Here is a 17,487-nt window from a genome sequence, read left to right as displayed (position 1 = left end):
CGGACGGTGGGGGCGGCGAGGCGGTTGGCGTCCCACAGGCGCACGATGCCGTCGGCGTGAGCCGTGACCACCGTGCCACCCCCGACCGCCAGGCCGGTGATGGGGGCCGAGGTGGGCACCGCGCCCACCTGGACGGGCCGGCCGGCGATGCGCCAGCGCCGGATGGATCCGTCGGTGCCGGCGGTGAGCAGGGCACGGCCGTCCGGGGCGAAGGCCGCAGCAGCCGCGCCGGGCAGCACCGCCATCCGGCGGGGCCGGGCGGCGTTCACGACGTTCCACAGCTCGACCCCGCGCTCCGTGGCGGCGAGCAGGACCCGGTCCCCGCCGGGCGGGCGGAAGGCGAGCGTGTTGACCTCGCCGCCGGCACGGGGCAGGTCGCTCAGCGGCGACCGGCGGCGCGGGTCGGCGGCGTGCCAGAGCCGGATCACACCGTCGCCGGAGCCGGTGGCCAGCACCGCGTCGTCCGGGCTGTAGGCGATCAGGCGCACCGCTCCGCCGGACGAGCGCAGGTACGTCGCGTACGGGGGAGCCGAGCCGAGCACCGCGCTACGCGTCCCCGGTGTGTCGGCCAGGCGATAGGCGGCCACCGCCACCTGCACGGCCAGCGCCGGGTTCGTGGCCCGCAGCTCGCGGGCCTCGACGGCGGCGCGCTGGGCGAGCGCGACCACGCGGGCATCGCTCGCCTGCTCGCTCCGCCGCCACGCCGCGCCGGCCCCGGCCGTGGCGACCACGACCAGCGCGGACAGCGCCGCCACCAGCCTGCGCCGCGGCAACGCGTCCCGCCACCGCCGGCACCGCAGCCTGTCACGCCAGGCCCGGGGCCGCAGCCTGTCCCGCCACGCTTGGGGCCGCAGCCCGTCCTGCCATGGTCGGCAGCGCGGCCCGTCCCGCCACGGCCGGCGCCGCAGTGCGGCCCGCCAGGGTCGGCGGCGCAGGACGCCGCAGCACGCCTGCCACCATCCCCGGCCCCGCAGCCTGCCGCACCGCACGCGCGGCGGCTCCGCCCCGAGCTCATCCTCCATCAAGCACCACATTTCATCACCGAGAGTGATTGATCAAGGACACAGGGTACGCGTAGCGGTGGTGCCCACAAGCCGCTTCCGCCACGGTCGTCCAGGCTCACCCGCATGACATCGCCGGCCGTCGGCGACCTCTCATCTGCGAGGCGTGCTCGACCGTCCCGAAGTCTGATGAATGGGACTTTCGATCATGAGGCATGCTTTTCAGGGACGATCGGATCGGCCGTTCCTGTGCCGAGAGTGGCTCTTGCGAATTCACCGCACCCTGGTGAATGGCCGTGCGTGACCGTAGCTTCGGAAAAAGTGACCTCCGAGTAAGCCAAAGTGGCAATATTGTTTACGGCCGGACCGCAAAAACCGCCGATCAAGGAAGATAGATGCCGACTGCTCACAATAGGGGCGACCTGGCCGAAACCTCCGGCAGCGATGCCGTCCAGTCAGGGCCGACCGCCCTGCGGCTCCTGGTGGGAGCGCAGCTGCGCCGCCTGCGCGAGGCGAGCGGGATCAGCCGGGAAGACGCCGGCTACGCCATCCGCGGCTCACACTCCAAGATCGGCCGGATGGAGGGCGGGCGCACCAGCTTCAAGCCGCGTGACGTCGCCGACCTGCTCACGCTGTACGGCGTCGCCGAGGAGGCGGAGCGCCAGGCCGTGCTCGCCCTGGCGGCGCAGGCCAACGCCCCCGCCTGGTGGCAGGACCTCCGCGACGCCGTGCCCGACTGGTTCGAGGCCTACCTGGGGCTGGAGCAGGACGCGGCCGTCATCCGCACCCACGAGGTCCAGCTCGTGCCGGGCCTGCTCCAGACCGAGGACTACGCCCGAGCGGTCATCGCCCGGGGCCAGGGGGGCGAGGCGGCCGCGCGGCAGGAGCGCCGCCTCGAGGTGCGCATGCGCCGCCAGAAGATCCTGGCCCCGCCGGCCCCCCGCAAGCTCTGGGCCGTGCTGGACGAGGCCGTGCTCCATCGCCACGTCGGCAGCCGCGAGATCATGCGCGCCCAGCTGGAGCACCTCGACCGGATGGCCGCGGCGTCCCACATCACCGTGCAGGTGGTCCCGTTCACGGCGGGCAGCACGATCGGCGGCGTCGGTCCCGTCACGATCCTGCGCTTCGCCGAGGCCGGGCTGGGCGACGTCGTCTACCTCGAGCAGCTCGCCGGCGCCCATTACCTCACGAAGGATTCCGAGGTGCTGCCGTACCAGCAGCTGATGGACGAGCTCGGCGTCTGCGCCGAGCCCGCGTCGGCGACCCCGGCGATCCTGCGCCGGGCCATCGACGCGCTCTGACGGTCACCGCTTGCGTGCGACCCCGCAGAAGGCGTCCACCTCGTCCGGAACCCCGAACACGTCCGATTCCACCCGCCACCGGGAGACCGACACGACGCCCGGGTCCACCAGCTCCAGCCCGTCGAAGAACCGCGCGATCTCCGCGGGCGTGCGCAGCCGGTAGGAGTAGACCTGGCCCTGGTCGCGCAGCCGCTCGGCCTCGGCGGCGGCCTCGGGCTTGACCGTGTTCGTGCCGTCTTCGAACACCAGGCAGCTCCCCGGCGCCAGCCGGTCCATCAGGTGCTTGACCAGCGCGTACGCCTGCCCGTCGTCGAACACCGTGCCCATCACGCCCAGCAGCATGAGCGCCGTCGGCCGGCTGAAGTCCAGGGTCCTGCTCGCGAACTCCAGGATCGTGTCCGGGTCGCGGACGTCGGCCTCGATGTAGTCGCACGCGCCCCGGGGGTCGCTGGTCAGCAGGGCCTGCGCGTGCACCAGCACCAGGGGGTCGTTGTCGACGTAGACGATGCGGCTGGCCGGATCGACCCGCTGGGCCACCTCGTGGGTGTTGTCGACGGTCGGCAACCCAGTGCCGATATCCAAGAATTGCCGGATATTTAGCTCTTCGCCCATATATCGAACAGATCGTCCCAGGAAGGCCCTTGCATGGCGGGCTATGTCCTCCATGCCGGGATAGATGTCCCGTAATTTCTCGGCGAGCTCTCGATCGGCCGGATAGTTGTCCTTCCCGCCGAGCCAGAAATTCCACACCCTGGCCTGATGCGGCCGGCCGGCCTCGATTCTGGCGAGAAGTGCCGGGTCCGGCAGGTGCTGTTCATCCATCACGAGCACTTCACCCCAAATGTCTCATCTGCGGGTATTGAAGGTAGCGTTCCGGTTTTCTCGATTCCTGGCAAGACCCGGCGATCATGTTCCTGCACTTTCCGGGTGTGCCGGCGCCCCAGGCGGAGCCTGTAGGGTGAGATCACTCTGAACCGGCACTCCCTGGACGAACGCCGCAGCATGGGAGTCCCCGCCTCGCGATGACGAGGTGCTGGAGGGGCGGCACCTGTTGTAAGCCCCTGCCCGGAAGAAGTTTTCCATGAACATTGGCCTCGGCCTGCCCATCGCCGACCCCGCAGTCCTGACCGACTGGGCCCGTCGCGCCGACGCCGGCCCTTTCAGCACGATCGGCCTGCTGGACCGGCTCGTCTATGACAACCCCGAACCCCTCGTCGCCCTCGCCGTGCTCGCCGGCGCCACCACCCGCGTACGCCTCCAGACCGAGGTGCTGCTCGCCCCGCTGCGCGAGACCGCGCTCCTGGCCAAGCAGGCCGCCACGCTCGACCGCATGTCAGGCGGCCGGCTGGTGCTCGGGATCGGCGTCGGCGGGCGTCCCGACGACCACGCCGCCTCCGGCACCGACCTGCGCACCCGGGGTCGCCGGCTCGACGGGCAAGTGCCCGTGCTGCGCCGCCTGTGGTCCGGCGAGCCGTACGGCGGCGAGGCCGGCCCCGTCGGCCCGGCGCCCGCCCGGCCCGGCGGCCCCGAGCTGCTGTTCGGCGGCTTCAAGCGCCCGGCGCTCGAACGCGTGGCCCGGTGGGGCGACGGGTTCCTGGCCGCCGCCGCGCCGAGCTGGGCCGGCGGCCTCTTCGACACCGTGCGCACGCTGTGGGCCGAGCACGGCCGCGCCGGCGCGCCGCGCATCGTCGCCCAGGTCAACGTGGCGCTCGGCCCCGCCGAGGTCACCGACGAGGCGAGAGCCGCCATCGGCGACTACTACGCGTTCACCGGGCGGCCCGGCTTCATGGTCGACGGCCTGCTCACCGACGCCGCCCGGATCAAGGACGCGATCGCCCGCTTCGCCGACCTGGGAGCCGACGAGGTGATGCTCTACTGCTACGGCCGCGACGCCGGTCAGGTGGACCGGATCGCCGACATCGTGGCCTGACCAACCAGCCGGGGCCGGCTGTGGAATGCGTATTTGTCCACATTCAGTGATTGAACCCGCCGGATGGGTCACCCCGTACAACCGGGCATCCAACCGCTGTGGGCCTCACATTCGAGGCGACTGAAGGGTTCCGTCATGACCAAGCGCATCCTCGCCGTCCCCGGCCTCGCACTCGCCGCCGGGCTGATCGCCGCCTCACTCGCCCCGGCCGGGGCACAGGCGGCCACGGGGTCGAACAGCTCCGTGTACCTGGCCGCGACGCTGGTGGGCGCGAACGAGGTGCCCGCCCCCGGCGTCAAGGTCGGTGACAGGAACGGGAGCGCCATCGCCGTGTTCCGGATTCACGGCCGGCAGGTCGACTATGCCATCCGCTGGCAGAAGGTGGCCGCGCCGACCGCGTTCCACATCCACCAGGGCAAGGCCGGCAAGAACGGCGACGTCAAGATCCCGTTCTTCGGCGCGGCGCTGCCCGCGGGACTCAGCGCCGTCAAGGGCAGCGTCACCGTCAAGGACGCCGGGCTGCTCGCCCGGATCAGGACCAACCCCAAGGGGTGGTACGCCAACCTGCACACCGGCGAGTTCCCCGGCGGCGCCGTACGCGCGCAGCTGCACCGCATCCGCCCGGTGGCGCTGGAAGAGGTGCTGGCGCACGGCGCGGGCACCACCCTCACCGCCGTGGCCGACGGCCGCCAGGAGGTCCCAGCGCCGGGCACGAAGGTCGGCGACAAGGACGGGCTCGCCGCGTGGCTGGTGTGGGTGAAGGGCACCCGCGTGCACTTCGCCACCACGTGGCGGGGCATCGCCGCGCCCACCAACGGCCACATCCACCGCGGCCCGAAGGGCAAGAACGGCCCCGTCGTGGTGGACTTCTTCGCGGCCAAGTCCGGGCTGCCGGCCGGGATCAACGGCGTCGCCGGCACCGGGAGCGCCACCCCCAAGGTCGCCAGAGGCATCAGGAACAACCCGAAGGGCTGGTACACCAACCTGCACACCGGCGAGTTCCCCGGCGGCGCGGTGCGCGGCCAGCTCCACAAGGGCGCCTGGTAATCCGCACGAACCCCCACAAGCAGCCCCCGCCCGGACCGGTTCCGGGCGGGGGCGCGTGTGTCCAGGAGAGTCCTAGGGAAAGCCCTAGGTCGCCCACGGATGCGGCCCGCCGTCATGGCGTGCCACGTTGCAGGCCCGACCGCTCCCGCCTGAAGGACGGGCTCACGCTCTAGGAGACTCCATGACCGAGCAATCAAGCTGGATGGCGAAGCGGCTCGCGGACGCGGCCGAGCTCCAGGATTTCCTGCGTACGGCGGGGACGCTGACGCTCGCGGACCGGCGGACGCTGGTCCAGCAGGCGCTGGTGCTCATCGAGCAGAACTACGTGCACCTGCCGCTGAAGGTCGCGATGCACGCGGTGAACCCCGTCCAGCGGCTGCGGCTGCTGGGCCTGCGGCTCAGCCGGCAGACCGAGACGAGCATGGACCCGGAATGGCGCTTCCACGCGGAGCTGGCGTCGATCTTCCATTCGATCCGCGACCTGCACACCAACTACCTGCTGCCCGTGCCCTTCTCCGGCAAGATCGCCTACCTGCCGTTCCAGATCGAGGAGTACTACGCCGGCGAGGAGCGCCGCTACCTGGTGACCAGGGTCGTGGCGGGCCACGGCACCCCGCCGTTCGGGCCGGGCGTGGAGGTGACCCACTGGAACGGGGTGCCGATCGACCGGGCGGTGGACGTCAACGCGGCGCGCTTCGCGGGCAGCAACCCGGCCGCCAGCCACTCGCGCGGGCTGCAGTCGCTGACCATCAGGCCGCTGCGCACCCACGTGCCGCCCGACGAGGAGTGGGTCGTCCTCACCTACGTCGACTCCAGCGGGATCACGCAGGAGCTACGGGCGAAGTGGCGCATCACCGAGAACCTGCCGCCCTTCGTCAACGCGGACGAGCTCACCACCGCGGCCATGGCCCAGGGGCTCGACCTCGGCACGGACGAGATCGGCCGCGCGGTCAAGATGCTCTACGTGCCGCAGGCCGTCACGACGCTGGAGACGGCGGACGTCGCGGAGCTCACGACCGCGCCCGCCGCGCCGGGCGCGGATGTCCCGACGTCCATGCCGGGCGTGTTCAGGGCCAGGAGCGTGGTCACCCCGTCGGGCACGTTCGGCCACCTGCGCGTGTTCACCTTCAACGTCAACGACCCCGACGGGTTCGTGGCCGAGTTCGTCCGGCTCGCCGAGCTCCTGCCGCAGAACGGGCTCATCCTGGACGTGCGCGGCAACGGCGGCGGCCACATCTTCGCCAGCGAGTTCCTCCTGCAGACGCTCACGCCGAACGTCATCACCCCCGAGCCCGCGCAGTTCATCACGACGCCGCTGAACGGCCGGATCTGCGCCCAGCACGAGCAGAACCCGACCGGCCAGATCGACCTCGGCCCCTGGTGCCCGTCGATGCGGCAGGCGCTGGAGACCGGCTCCGTCTACTCGGGCGGCTTCTCGATCACCCCCGCCGACGGGGCCAACGCCATCGGCCAGCGCTATCACGGCCCGGTCGTGCTCATCACCGACGCGCGCTGCTATTCGGCGACGGACATCTTCTCCGCCGGTTTCCAGGACCACAAGATCGGGCCCGTCATCGGCGTGGACGACAACACCGGCGCGGGCGGCGCCAACGTGTGGACCCACGAGCTGCTCAAACTCCTGCTGGAGCTGCCGGAGCCGGCCGCGGGCAGCCCCTACCTGCCGCTGCCCGGGCAGGCGAGCATGCGGGTGGCGATCCGGCGCACCGTACGCGTGCAGGACCTGGCCGGCACGCCCGTCGAGGACCTCGGCGTCGTGCCGGACCACCGCCACCGCATGACCCGCGCCGACCTGCTCCAGGACAACGCGGACCTGCTCCGGCTCGCCGGCCGGCTGCTCGCGGAGCTGCCGGTGCGCCGGCTCGACGTGGAGCTCGGCGGGACGACCGGCGAGCTGCAGCTGGTCCTGCGCACGAGCCTCCTCGACCGGGCCGACGTCTATCTCGACGGCCGGCCGCGGCTGACGGTGGACCTGACGCAGGACGAGCTCACCGTGGACGTGCCCGGGCTGGCCGCCGCCGGCGTGATCCGCGTGGAGGGCTTCCACGAGGGCCGGCTGGTGGCCGCCCGCACTCTCACGACCTGAGGCCGGAGCGGGCCCGGCCGTCGCTCGCTAGACGCGCAGGAGCGACGGCCAGGTGCCCGGCCCGACGATGCCGTCGTCGTCGATGCCCTCGGCCCGCTGGAACCCGCGGACGAGCTCGACCAGGCCGGAGTCGCAGCTCGTGGACTTCAACCACTCCTCCAGGCCGGCCGTGGTGCCCGCGTACGCGGTGGGGGGCACGTGGCCGCGGGCGAACAGGCACCCTCTGACGGTCTTGACGTCGTAGCTGTCGTCGCCGAGGCGGATCAGCGGCAGGTCCTTCACGATCTCCTCCGTCCAGGACGGCCCCGCGCCGCCCGTGATGAGGACGGCGACGGCCGCCCTGAAGTCGTTCATGTCGATGGAGTGGGGGTCGGGCTTGGCGGTGTTGACCTCGCGGTGCGCCTTGACCCGCGAGGCGGGCAGGCCGAACTCGACGCACAGCTCCGCGCACAGGCTCCGGTAGGCGTCGAGCTGGACCTCGGGCCAGGGCTGGCTGCCGCTGTTCTCGGCCTCGATGCCGATCGAGCTGGAGTTGTCGTGCAGCGGCGAGGTCGAGGGGGCGTTGTGCCAGCAGCGTCCGGCGGCGATGACGTGGATCCGGCCCGATCTGCCGAGCCCGAAGTGCGACAGCGGCCCGTCGAGCCCCGGCCGGCCGTCGCGCACGACCGCCAGCGACGGATAGTCCCCGCCGCCTGGCGGCCCCGCCGTGTGATGGCAGACGATTCCCTGCACCTCGGGCTGCGGGCCGTGGCCGCGAGTCTTCCACCCGGCGGACTCCGTCACCGGGTGGCCGGTGCGGCGGGCGACGTCGGCGAGCTGGGTCAGGTAGGGCATCGGGCACCTCCGATTGGCGTTTCGACTAGTCTCACGACCTTCGATTGACGAAAAGTAGTCACGCCATTGCGGTGAGCGATCAAAGCCGGGCGCGCGAACCCCTTGCCGGGGGAGGACTTCGGTGGCTTCGGCTTTCATCGTGATGGCGTGAGCGGGGGCTGCAAGATATTTAGCATGCCCTACCCACGCGCCATCACGAGAATCCGGAGATCGGAACGGCCGGGATCTCAGGTGACGTCCCGGCGCAGGGTGATGAGACGGGCGAGCAGCGCGATGGCGGCCACGTACCCGAGATCGCCGGGCGGCTGCACATCTCGGAGGCCACGGTGAAGAGTCACATCAACAACCTGTTCGCCAAGGCGGGCGTGCGCGATCGCGCGCAGGCGGTGACGTACGCGTTCCGCCACGGCCTGGCCGCCCCGGCAGAGCGGGACGCCGGCGGCGGGCCCTGAAGCCGGTGCGGCTTACCGGTGGACTCGTCCGATTGATCGGGTTACTGTCTCTTTGACTCACGGGCAACCCGTCGGTCAATCCCGCCTCGCCCGTCACCGCGAACCCACGGGGGTGCGTCATCGACTGCCGGCCGATCGCCCGGATCGCCCTGGGGCTGCTGGCCCCGCTGACCCTGCTCGCGGCGGGACCGCCCGCCCAGGCGGCCGTGCCGGTCTGCGCTCCGGAGACCCCGGTGTGCGGCGGGCTGGCGGACGGCCAGTACGTCTTCACCGTCAAGCCGCCGCCGGCCACCCTGACGGCGAACGCCACGATCAACGGCGCGGCCGCCACCGGCAGCCTGACCGTCTTCACCGAGCCGGGCCTGCTGCAGGGCACCTACCAGCCGAGCACGGTGCTGGTCTCCGGCGACGTGTTCTGCCTGACCTTCTACGCCGACGGGCTCCCGCCGGGACCGTACTGCGACACCGCATCCTGAAACCCGGTCGTACGCGGAGCCGGCCACGGCCTACGATGCGGACGCGTGAGCACACGATTGCGGCAGATCGCCGCCGCCAACGCGCGGATCGTCGCCGACGGCGCGTACCCGGCCGATGACGGCACCCTCGTCGCCGTCGGCCCGGCGCTGGCGGCGGCGATGGCCGGCACCCGGAGCCATCCGCCGGACGAGCCCGTGGACGTCCCCGCTCAGGCCGGTCACCGGACCGTTTTCGAGGTGACCGGGGAAGGCAGCCTGCAGGCCGCGCGACGGCTGCACCTGGAGCGGGCCGAGCGGATCGCCGTGCTGAACTTCGCCTCGGCCCGCAGCCCCGGCGGCGGTTACGTCAACGGCGCCAAGGCCCAGGAGGAGGACCTCTGCCGCGGCGCCCTGCTCTATCCCTGCCTCCTGAGGGCTCCCGACTACTATGCCGCGCATCGCGCCTCCTCCGACCTGCTCTACAGCCACCACGTCATCTGGTCCCCGGACGTCCCCGTCCACCGGGGTGACGACGGGGCGCTGCTGGCCGCGCCGTACCTCGTCTCGTTCCTGACCTGTCCCGCGCCCAACGCCGGGCAGGTGCTGCGCCGCGACCCGGGCGCGCGCGGGGAGATCCGGCGCGTGCTGCACGAGCGCGCGGCCCGCGTGCTGGCCGTCGCCGCCCACCACGGCGCGCGGCACCTGGTGCTCGGGGCGTGGGGGTGCGGGGTGTTCCGCAACGACCCCGCCGAGGTCGCCGAGGCGTTCCACGCGCAGCTCGCCGCGCCGGGCGCGTTCTCCGGGGCGTTCGAGCGGGTGGTGTTCGCGGTCTGGGACCGTACGGCCGGCTCGGTCAACCGGGCCGCGTTCGCCGCCCGCTTCGGCCCTGAGCACAGGTCTCCGGTCAGGTGAGGTCCCCGTGCTGCGCGGAGCCGGACCGGCGCCGGCGGGCGCGCAGCACCGGCAGCAGCAGGCCGGCGGCGAGCGCGGCCACGAGCGCCGCGGAGGCCACGGCGACGCCCGCGACCGGCCGGCCCGGACCCGCGACCGGCGTGCCGCGATCCGCCGGCGGCGCGGCGGTGGGCTGGGGGCTGCTCGGCGCGGCCGAGGTCCTACCCGCCTTCACGGGCGGGCCCAGGGCGGCGATCAGTGCGGCGTCGACGGGCCCCGACCAGCTCTCATGGGAGGCCCTGCGCTCGTCACCCGGCCGCAGGAGCCCCGTGCCGGCCTCGACCGGGATGTTCCCTGAGCACAAGGACGACGACAGGCTGACCCCCGGCGCCCGCTCGGCCGCCCCCGAGGTGCCCGACTGCGCGAACACCAGATAGCGGGTGCCCGGCTCGAACTTGTACCCGCACGAGGCCCCGTCGAGGTCGGAGGCGAGGGTGAACTCGGCGGCGGGCGCGCCCTTGTAGACGTTGTCCGCGCGGAAGCGGTAGACGGCCGGCGGCCGGGGCCCGAACGGGTCGCCGTCGCCCACCTGGACGTTCACGACCGTGCCGGTGAACACCGCGTCCGCGTGCCCCACCGCCTGCGCCGGTGTCAGGTCCGCGCACGAGCAGGCGTGGGCCGCGGGGGAGGCGCCGACGAGCACGGCGGCGGCCAGCACGAGGGCGGCCAGGGGGAAGAGGAAGATCGATCGGAGCGTCATGCCCCTATGACGTGCGGCCACCCACGTCAGGTTCGCGAGCCCTGAGCGCCACACCGCCGACGGGGCACGGGAGGCGGCCGGCGAGGCGTCGAGCGGCAAACTGCAACCTTCTCCGGACAGGTCGCGTTGGGAACGGGCGAGAGGAGTCAACTTGAGCGATCATGACGGCTTCCGCGAGTTCGTGCTCCCCTGGACGGCTCGCTCAGCGAGACCGCGCCGCAGGACGAGCCGATCGCCGAGAGCGCACCCGATCTGCCCGGGCTCGCGAGCCAGTGACCCGGGGGCCTACTTGATGACGCGCCCGACGAGGTGACCGCCCTCGCGCGGGACCGCCAGGCAGTACACGGTCCTGTTCCTGGGCCACTCCGCCTCCGAGGGCGCGAGCCCGCTCGCCTCGACGTCGTCCCTGCGCGCGTCCACGTACCGCATCCGCGGCCCGCAGCCGGTCTCGATGTGCCGCAGCAGGCCGTCCGCGCCGGGCCAGGCGCCCTCGGGCAGGATGTACGTGGTGGCGTACTCCGCCGCGTGGGCCCGATCGCAGGGCACGACCGTCACGACGGCGCTCGTCGGCATGGGGTCGAGGCAGTCTCCCGGGCGCAGCTCGCTGGCGTGGTAGCGCACGGCGTAGCCCGGCATGCCGCCGCCGTCCTGCGACGCCGCCTGCCCAGCGGCGGGCTGCGCCACGGGGAACTCGCTCGAACACGCTGACAGGGCGATCACCAGGCCCGCGATCGCCGGTAAATGCCGGACCATGAGGTCGGATGATGGCAGGAGAAGGTTACCGAATGGTCGCGCCCCTGTAAGCGCGCGGACTCGGCCCCGGACCGGCGGCGGACGGCACAGTGGGGTGCTGCGCCGAGCCGGCCCGCCCCCTCCGGGCGGCTGACTGGCGGACGTGACCCGGGCCCGTGGCTCCGGGTCACGTTCTTGCCCGGCACCGGCATCCGCCCGGCGGCGCGCGACGAATGGACTGCGTCGTGAACCGGAGGGGGATGAGCGCATGCGCAGGTGGCCGTTCGTCGGGAGGGACGCGGAGCTGAGCAGCGTACGGGCATGTTTCTCCACCACGCCGGCGGCCGGGGGCGCCGGCGGGGTGATCATCGCCGGCGAGGCCGGCGTCGGCAAGACCGGGCTGGCCCGCGAGCTCCTGTCGGAGCTCGGCGCCGAGGGCTGCCACACCGGCTGGATCACCGCCACCAGGGCGCTGGCCTCCATCCCGTTCGGCGCGGTGGCCGGCCTGCTGCCCGCCGCCCGGCTCCCGGGGAAGCCCGGCGTGTCCGTGCTGTCGCTGGCGGTGGACCAGGCGCGCACGTGGGGCGAGCAGGGGCGGGTGGCGCTCGCCTTCGACGACGCCCACCTGCTCGACGGCGGATCGGCCGCCGTGCTCGGGCACCTCGCCGCCCAAGGGCTGATCTTCCCCGTGGTCACCGTACGCGGCGGCGAGCCCGTGCCCGACGCCGTCACCCAGCTGTGGAAGGACGGCCGGGCGCTCTGGCTGGACCTCGACCCGCTGCCGCCCGACGCGGTGGACCGGCTGATCGAGCACGAGCTGCCCGGCGCGATCGAGGGCGTGACCCGCACGCAGCTGCACGCCATCGCCGCGGGCAACCCGCTCGCCCTGCGTGAGCTGCTGGCGGGCGCGCTCGCGGACGGCACGCTGCGGCAGACGTACGGGGTGTGGCACTTCACCGGCGACTTCCGCCCGCGCGGCGGCATCCGGCGGCTGCTGCTGGACCGGCTGGACCCGGTCGACCCGCCCACCAGGCTCGTGCTGGAGCTGCTGGCCTGCGGCGAACCGCTGCCGCTCGCCCTGCTGGAGCGGCTGGCGGACGCGGCCTCGATCGAGGCGGCCGAAGCCCGCGGCCTGGCGGTCTCGGAACGGGCCGGCACCCGCGTACAGGTGCGGCTGGCCCACCCGCTCTACGGCGAGCTGTTACGCGCGGGCCTGTCGGCCGGGCGCGCCCGGCTGCTCGGCAGCCGGCTGGCCCGCGCCGCGCTGGACACGCCGCTGCGCCGCCGCGACGACGCGCTCCGCGCCGGGATCTGGCAGGTCGAGAGCGGTACGGTGACGCGCGCCGACATCGTACGCCGCGGCGCCCGCCAGGCCGTCGACCGCGCGGACCTGGCGCTGGCCGAGCGGCTGGCCCGCGCCGCCCGTGACGCGGAACCCGGCGGCGCCGCCGACGCGCTGCTGGCCGAGGTACTCGAATACCGCGGGCACAGCGCCGAGGCGGCCGAGGTGCTGTCCGACGTGCCGCCGCCGGGGCCGGAACGCGTCCGCTGGGCCCTCGCCCGCGCCGAGACCCTGTACTGGGGCTCGGGCGAGGTGGCCGCCGCCGAGCGGACGCTGGATCTCGTGGCCGCCGGCCCCGGAGGCGACCTGGCGGAGGGCACCCGGACCTGGATCTTCCTGTTCGACGGGCGGTGCTCCGCCGTGCTGGAGACGGCCGGGCGGCTGGCGGCGGCGGACTCGGCGAACGTCCAGGCCGTCATGTGGGCGCTCGCCGCGGCCACGGCGGCGGCCGGGTTCCTCGGGCGGGCCGACGACGCGACCGCCTTCCACGACCAGGGGCAGGCCCTGGCGGCGCGGCACGGGGAGGAGTACCCCTGGTGCGTCGTCCAGCTCGGCATCGCCCGCTGCCTGGCCGGCCTGGTCCTGGGGGACCTCACCACCGCCTGGGACGTGGCGGACGAGGGCTACCGCCAGATCCTGTCGGGGCCGACGCCGCTCATGTCGGCCGGCTGGGCCGGGTTCCGCGGCCTCGTCGAGCACGCGCAGGGCCGCCCGATCACCGCGGGCAGGTCACTGGCCGAGGCTGTCGGCGCGCTCCAGGGCAGGGACACCGTCCGGCTGACCGGCGCGTTCATGGCCGGGCTGGCCGGGGCGAGCGCCGTCGGCGGCGACCCGGCCGCCGCGCGGATGTGGACGGAGGCGGCGGCGCGGCGGGCCAACGGCGCCAACCGCCTGTTCGCCCCCTGGGCCGCGCTCGGAGACGCCTGGACGCACGCCGCCGCCGGCTCCCTGTCCGAGGCCGTCCGCTCCGCCAGGACGGCCGCCGGCCTGGCCAGGGACACCGGCCTGCCCGCCGTGGAGTCCCAGGCGCTCTACGACGTGGCCCGGCTGGGCGCCGCCACCGACCTCACCCGGCTGGACGAGCTCGGCGCCCGGCTCGGCACCCCGTTCGGCGCCGCCCTGGCCACCGCCGCCCGCGGCCTCGCCGACGTGGACGGCGAGGCGCTCTGCGCGGCCGCCACGGTCTTCGCCCGGCTCGGCCACGACCTGCTGGCCGCCGAGGCCGCCACCACCGCCGTGCACGCCTACCGCCAGGCCGGCCTGACCGGGCGCACGGCCATCGCCATGGAACGCGCGGCCGGGTTCAAGGCCCGCTGCGAAGGGGCCGCGACGCCGCTGCTCGGCCAGGAGTGCACCGCGGTGCTCACCCGCCGCGAACGCGAGGTCGCCCTGCTGGCGGCCAGGCACAGCAGCAAGCACGTCGCCCAGCGGCTCGGGCTGTCGGTGGCCACCGTCAACAACAACCTCGCCAGGGTGTACGTCAAGCTCGGCATCTCCACCCGTGCCCAGCTCGCCGCGCTGGTGGAGGGTAGCGGCGCCTGACGCCGCCAGGTCCTTGCGGGTGGAACGTCTAGCCGCCGATCAGCGCCTTGACCGTCAGCACCTCCTCGCCCGCCGGGCCGTCGAGCCGGATCGACAGCTCCCACACCCCGGGCATCGGGAACAGCTCGCCCTCGGCCAGGAACCGGCCGGGTGCGGTCCGCCTGGCGGTGATCTCGGGGGTGGAGTGCCCCATCTCGGCCATCACGGACGAGACGGCCACGAGGTCGGGGGCGCCCGAGGTCAGGCGGACCTGCGCGGTGACGCGTTCCGTGCCCGGCTCGGGGATCACGACGGTGGCGGCGTAGCGCGTCCCGGTGGTGCTGACCTCGATCGGCTCGGCCGCGGCGCTCCGGCCCACGACGAACAGCACCACCGCCGCCGCCACCAGGACGGCGGCGATCAGCGCCCACTTCATCGCGCTCCTTCCACGGGGGCGACCTCGACGGTGAAGGGCACGGTCACGATCCGGTCGGCCACGGCGTACTGGACCCATGCGAGGTACCGGCCGGCTTCGGGGAAGCTGTAGGTGAAGCGCAGCCGGGGGCCGGCCGAGCCCATCTCGTGGACGTGGCCGAGGAAGGAGCCGTCCTGGTTGCGGACGATCAGGTGACCGGCCATGCCGAGCCAGGGGCGCACGGCGCCGGAGGTGCCGAGCTCGATCGTGGCCGGCCGGCCCGCGACGGGAACGACGGGCCGCAACAGCGGCGCGGTGGGCGACCCGGTGCCCGGCTCGGTGGCGGGCTTCTTGCCGTCAGGGTCGCCGCCGACCCCGAACGCCGCGGTGACGAGTTGCCCGCCGGAGTCCTCGCGTTCCAGCTCGGCGTGCGCCAGATACCGCCCTGGCCGGTCGGCCCGGAGCCTGACCTCCAGGCGGCCGGGAGCCGTCCGCAGCGGGTGCAGGTGGCGGAAGTAGCCGCCGTCCTCGCTGGTGACGACCAGGTGGGCGAGCGCCTCGTGGTGGGCGACGAGATCGTCAACGGGCCGGCCGGTGGATCCGTCGACGAGGTCGAGCCGCAACGTGAACTCCTCTCCCGCCGCCGGGCGGGCCGGCACCGTCGCCACCCGCGCCTGCGCGAACGGCCGTCCGCCGCTCGCCTGCGCCCCGCTCGCCCGGGTCTGCGGTACGGGCGCCGCGCCGTCGGGCGGGCCCGCGGGCACCATCGGCTCGAACACGAGCACCATGGCGGCCACCGTCACCCCGGCCGCCGCGCCGGCGGCCAGCAGCATCGCCGGGCCCCGCCGGGACAGCGCCCCGGTGAGCACCCCGCCCACCAGCAGCATCCCGGCCACGAACAGGCCGCCGTAGACCACGAGCTCGCCCGCCGCCGCCCGCTCCACCAGGACGCGGAACGGCAGCACCGCCGTCTCGTTCCCGGCGCGCAGCGTCAGCTCGTGCGGGCCCGTCCGCTCCACCGTGAGCTCGGTGTACGCCGGCTCGGGCGCGGCCGTGGCGGCGCCCTTCACCGTACGGCCGTCCGCGACCGACCGGAGCTCCAGGCTCACCGGCAGCTCGGCGACCGGCTCGAAGGCGACGACGCCGATCCGCAGCGGCCCCGGCACCCGGGTCGTCCCCTTGATCACCACCGTGAGCTCCGCGCCCGCGATCGTCTGGGCGATCCGCAGATCGGTCCCGGCCGCGACATTGTGCGCGGCGGCCGGGGTCGCGCAGGCCAGCACCAGGACGGCGACGAGGCAGAGAACTCGGATCATGCCCGCTCGGCGTCGACCGTGTCAGGCACGGTGTCAGGCACGGTGTCGGGCACGGTGTCGGGGGCGGTGGCGGGTGTGGCGTTGGGCAGGAACAGCGCTCCCAGCGCCAGCCCGATCAGCCCGGCCACGACCGGCGCGCCGGTCCACAGCTCGGGCACGGTGGGCAGGCCGCCCCCTGTCACCGCGGCCACCCCGACGTACAGCGACCAGGTGACGAAGGCGGACAGCCCGGCGAAGGCCCAGTAGGCGGCCCGCCTGCGGGACGACGGCCGCAGCCACCGGATCAGCAGGTCACCGGCGAGGCCCGCGGCCACGAACGTCACCAGGACCGGCAGGTTCTCGAACGACGTCTGCGCGCCCGGCATCAGGGCGCCCACCGCGTACATGACGGTCATGGCCCCGAACGGGAGCTCCCAGCGGCGGATCAGCAGCAGCACCGGGGCCAGGGAGACCACGTTCGTGATGACCATCGCGGTGGCCAGCCGGTCGGCGCGCGCATCCTCCGTGTCGGACAACGCCCTGACGATGCCGTCCGGGCTCCACTGCAGGGCGTCGCCGTACGACAGGAACAGCGACACCAGCGTGGTGGCGAACGCGAACCCGATCAGCGCGGGCAGCAGGCGCCCGAGACGCGGCCGCGCACCCACGTCGGGGGCGCTCCAGGCCGAGCGCAGCGGGGTGGTGATGATCAGCAGCATCGTCACGATGAGCCCCAGATGCGAGGGGCTGAACAGGATGTCGATGGTCGTCTCGATGCCGAGGAAGGTGTGCCACATCATGTCGGCGAAGCCGAAGGCGGCGAACGCGGGCACCGCGACCAGCCCGGCCAGGTAACCCATGGGCACCGCCGCCAGCCCCTGACGGCCGGTCCGCACGTTGCGCCACACCTGCCAGAGGATCCAGCCGGACACCGCCGCGAACCCCGAGTAGAACACCGCGTGCCACGGCGTGAAGAACGTCTCCAGCTCCGCCAGGTTGCTGTGCGCCCACGCGTCGATCATCAGTCCGACGCCGAACCAGAGCCCCAGCAGCGCCGTGACCAGGTCGGTCCGGAGCGACACCCAACCGCGCGCCTCTCCCGAGTCCGCGAGTAATCGCCGTATGCCGGCGTTAGCCAAAGCCACCTCAGTCCTCCTTGCCGTCGAGCCGGGCCATGATGATCAACGAGTATCGCAGAGCCGATTGACGCCCGAGTGAACCGGTGCGTCAAGCCGGCGTACCGCCGGCGGGGGCGAGCGGCTCCTGCCCACAGTCTGGACGACGGGAGTTCGCGGCGTTCGGCAGGACGGCCGGGAATTCTTCGCCACAGCCGTCACGTTCGTTCCGCCCCATCCGTCATACCGGTGACCTCGGCCGCAAGCCGGGGCCGACAAGTGACGACGAGTG

At 73.5% G+C, this 17,487-nt stretch carries 16 protein-coding genes; 8 read left to right on the top strand and 8 right to left on the bottom strand.

The window, feature by feature from the left end; all coding sequences use genetic code 11:
* Positions 1-1,022 (bottom strand): WD40 repeat domain-containing protein (locus ETD85_RS36660; protein ID WP_420847274.1); only part of this gene is annotated, 1,022 nt, incomplete at its 3' end.
* 374 nt (positions 1,023-1,396) lie between these two features.
* On the opposite strand from ETD85_RS36660, the gene ETD85_RS36655 reads away from it, so the two are divergent.
* Positions 1,397-2,302, top strand: a complete 906-nt coding sequence (locus tag ETD85_RS36655) for a helix-turn-helix domain-containing protein (RefSeq protein ID WP_138694412.1) — start codon at positions 1,397-1,399, stop codon at positions 2,300-2,302.
* Between the two features lie 3 nt (positions 2,303-2,305).
* Here ETD85_RS36655 and ETD85_RS36650 read toward each other — a convergent pair whose 3' ends face one another.
* Positions 2,306-3,124: an SAM-dependent methyltransferase gene (locus ETD85_RS36650; RefSeq protein WP_138694411.1), complete on the bottom strand. Its 819-nt coding sequence runs from the start codon at positions 3,122-3,124 to the stop codon at positions 2,306-2,308.
* 259 nt (positions 3,125-3,383) lie between these two features.
* Here ETD85_RS36650 and ETD85_RS36645 point away from each other — a divergent pair, with 259 nt between their 5' ends.
* The 3 genes from ETD85_RS36645 (at position 3,384) to ETD85_RS36635 (ending at position 7,383) form a co-directional block, all read left to right on the top strand.
* Positions 3,384-4,232, top strand: a complete 849-nt coding sequence (locus ETD85_RS36645; RefSeq protein ID WP_138694410.1) for an LLM class flavin-dependent oxidoreductase — start codon at positions 3,384-3,386, stop codon at positions 4,230-4,232.
* 135 nt (positions 4,233-4,367) lie between these two features.
* Positions 4,368-5,279: a CHRD domain-containing protein gene (locus ETD85_RS36640; protein ID WP_170247027.1), complete on the top strand. Its 912-nt coding sequence runs from the start codon at positions 4,368-4,370 to the stop codon at positions 5,277-5,279.
* 181 nt (positions 5,280-5,460) lie between these two features.
* Complete coding sequence (locus tag ETD85_RS36635) at positions 5,461-7,383, top strand: S41 family peptidase (protein WP_138694408.1); 1,923 nt, start codon at positions 5,461-5,463, stop codon at positions 7,381-7,383.
* A 27-nt stretch (positions 7,384-7,410) separates the two neighbouring features.
* Here the strand turns inward: ETD85_RS36635 and ETD85_RS36630 are convergent, their stop codons facing one another.
* On the bottom strand, positions 7,411-8,217 hold the full coding sequence (locus ETD85_RS36630) for a peptidoglycan recognition protein family protein (protein ID WP_170247026.1): 807 nt from the start codon (positions 8,215-8,217) through the stop codon (positions 7,411-7,413).
* 326 nt (positions 8,218-8,543) lie between these two features.
* Here ETD85_RS36630 and ETD85_RS36625 point away from each other — a divergent pair, with 326 nt between their 5' ends.
* From ETD85_RS36625 to ETD85_RS36615, 3 genes are all read left to right on the top strand, one after another.
* The gene (locus tag ETD85_RS36625) at positions 8,544-8,669 is read left to right on the top strand and encodes a helix-turn-helix domain-containing protein (RefSeq protein ID WP_276617302.1); all 126 of its coding nucleotides are present in this window, start codon (positions 8,544-8,546) and stop codon (positions 8,667-8,669) included.
* Positions 8,670-8,875: 206 nt separating this feature from the next.
* Positions 8,876-9,145 carry a hypothetical protein gene (locus ETD85_RS36620; protein WP_138694405.1) on the top strand — a complete coding sequence of 90 codons (270 nt, stop codon included), beginning with the start codon at positions 8,876-8,878 and terminating at the stop codon, positions 9,143-9,145.
* A gap of 45 nt (positions 9,146-9,190) precedes the next feature.
* Positions 9,191-10,036, top strand: a complete 846-nt coding sequence (locus tag ETD85_RS36615) for a TIGR02452 family protein (protein ID WP_138694404.1) — start codon at positions 9,191-9,193, stop codon at positions 10,034-10,036.
* Here ETD85_RS36615 and ETD85_RS36610 read toward each other — a convergent pair.
* Positions 10,029-10,775 (bottom strand): hypothetical protein, encoded by a 747-nt coding sequence (locus tag ETD85_RS36610; protein WP_138694403.1) that lies wholly within the window; start codon positions 10,773-10,775, stop codon positions 10,029-10,031. The genes ETD85_RS36615 and ETD85_RS36610 overlap by 8 nt on opposite strands.
* Positions 10,776-11,060: 285 nt before the next feature.
* Complete coding sequence (locus ETD85_RS36605) at positions 11,061-11,528, bottom strand: hypothetical protein (RefSeq protein WP_138694402.1); 468 nt, start codon at positions 11,526-11,528, stop codon at positions 11,061-11,063.
* A 247-nt stretch (positions 11,529-11,775) separates the two neighbouring features.
* On the opposite strand from ETD85_RS36605, the gene ETD85_RS36600 reads away from it, so the two are divergent.
* The gene (locus ETD85_RS36600) at positions 11,776-14,391 is read left to right on the top strand and encodes an AAA family ATPase (protein ID WP_138694401.1); all 2,616 of its coding nucleotides are present in this window, start codon (positions 11,776-11,778) and stop codon (positions 14,389-14,391) included.
* A gap of 28 nt (positions 14,392-14,419) precedes the next feature.
* On the opposite strand, the gene ETD85_RS36595 is transcribed toward ETD85_RS36600, so the two are convergent.
* Genes ETD85_RS36595 through ETD85_RS36585 form a run of 3 tightly spaced genes read right to left on the bottom strand, consistent with a single transcriptional unit; the run spans position 14,420 to position 17,162 of the window.
* Positions 14,420-14,806, bottom strand: a complete 387-nt coding sequence (locus ETD85_RS36595) for a hypothetical protein (RefSeq protein ID WP_138694400.1) — start codon at positions 14,804-14,806, stop codon at positions 14,420-14,422.
* Positions 14,803-16,101: a hypothetical protein gene (locus tag ETD85_RS36590; RefSeq protein WP_138694399.1), complete on the bottom strand. Its 1,299-nt coding sequence runs from the start codon at positions 16,099-16,101 to the stop codon at positions 14,803-14,805. The genes ETD85_RS36595 and ETD85_RS36590 overlap by 4 nt, the downstream gene beginning before the upstream one ends.
* A complete protein-coding gene (locus ETD85_RS36585; protein ID WP_240779661.1) occupies positions 16,098-17,162 on the bottom strand; it encodes a hypothetical protein in 1,065 nt (354 codons plus the stop codon). The genes ETD85_RS36590 and ETD85_RS36585 overlap by 4 nt, the downstream gene beginning before the upstream one ends.
* Positions 17,163-17,487: the final 325 nt, after the last annotated feature.

Origin of the sequence: Nonomuraea zeae, assembly GCF_005889725.1 — a bacterium.
GTDB lineage: Bacteria > Actinomycetota > Actinomycetes > Streptosporangiales > Streptosporangiaceae > Nonomuraea > Nonomuraea zeae.
This window is presented reverse-complemented; position numbering and strand designations above follow the sequence as displayed.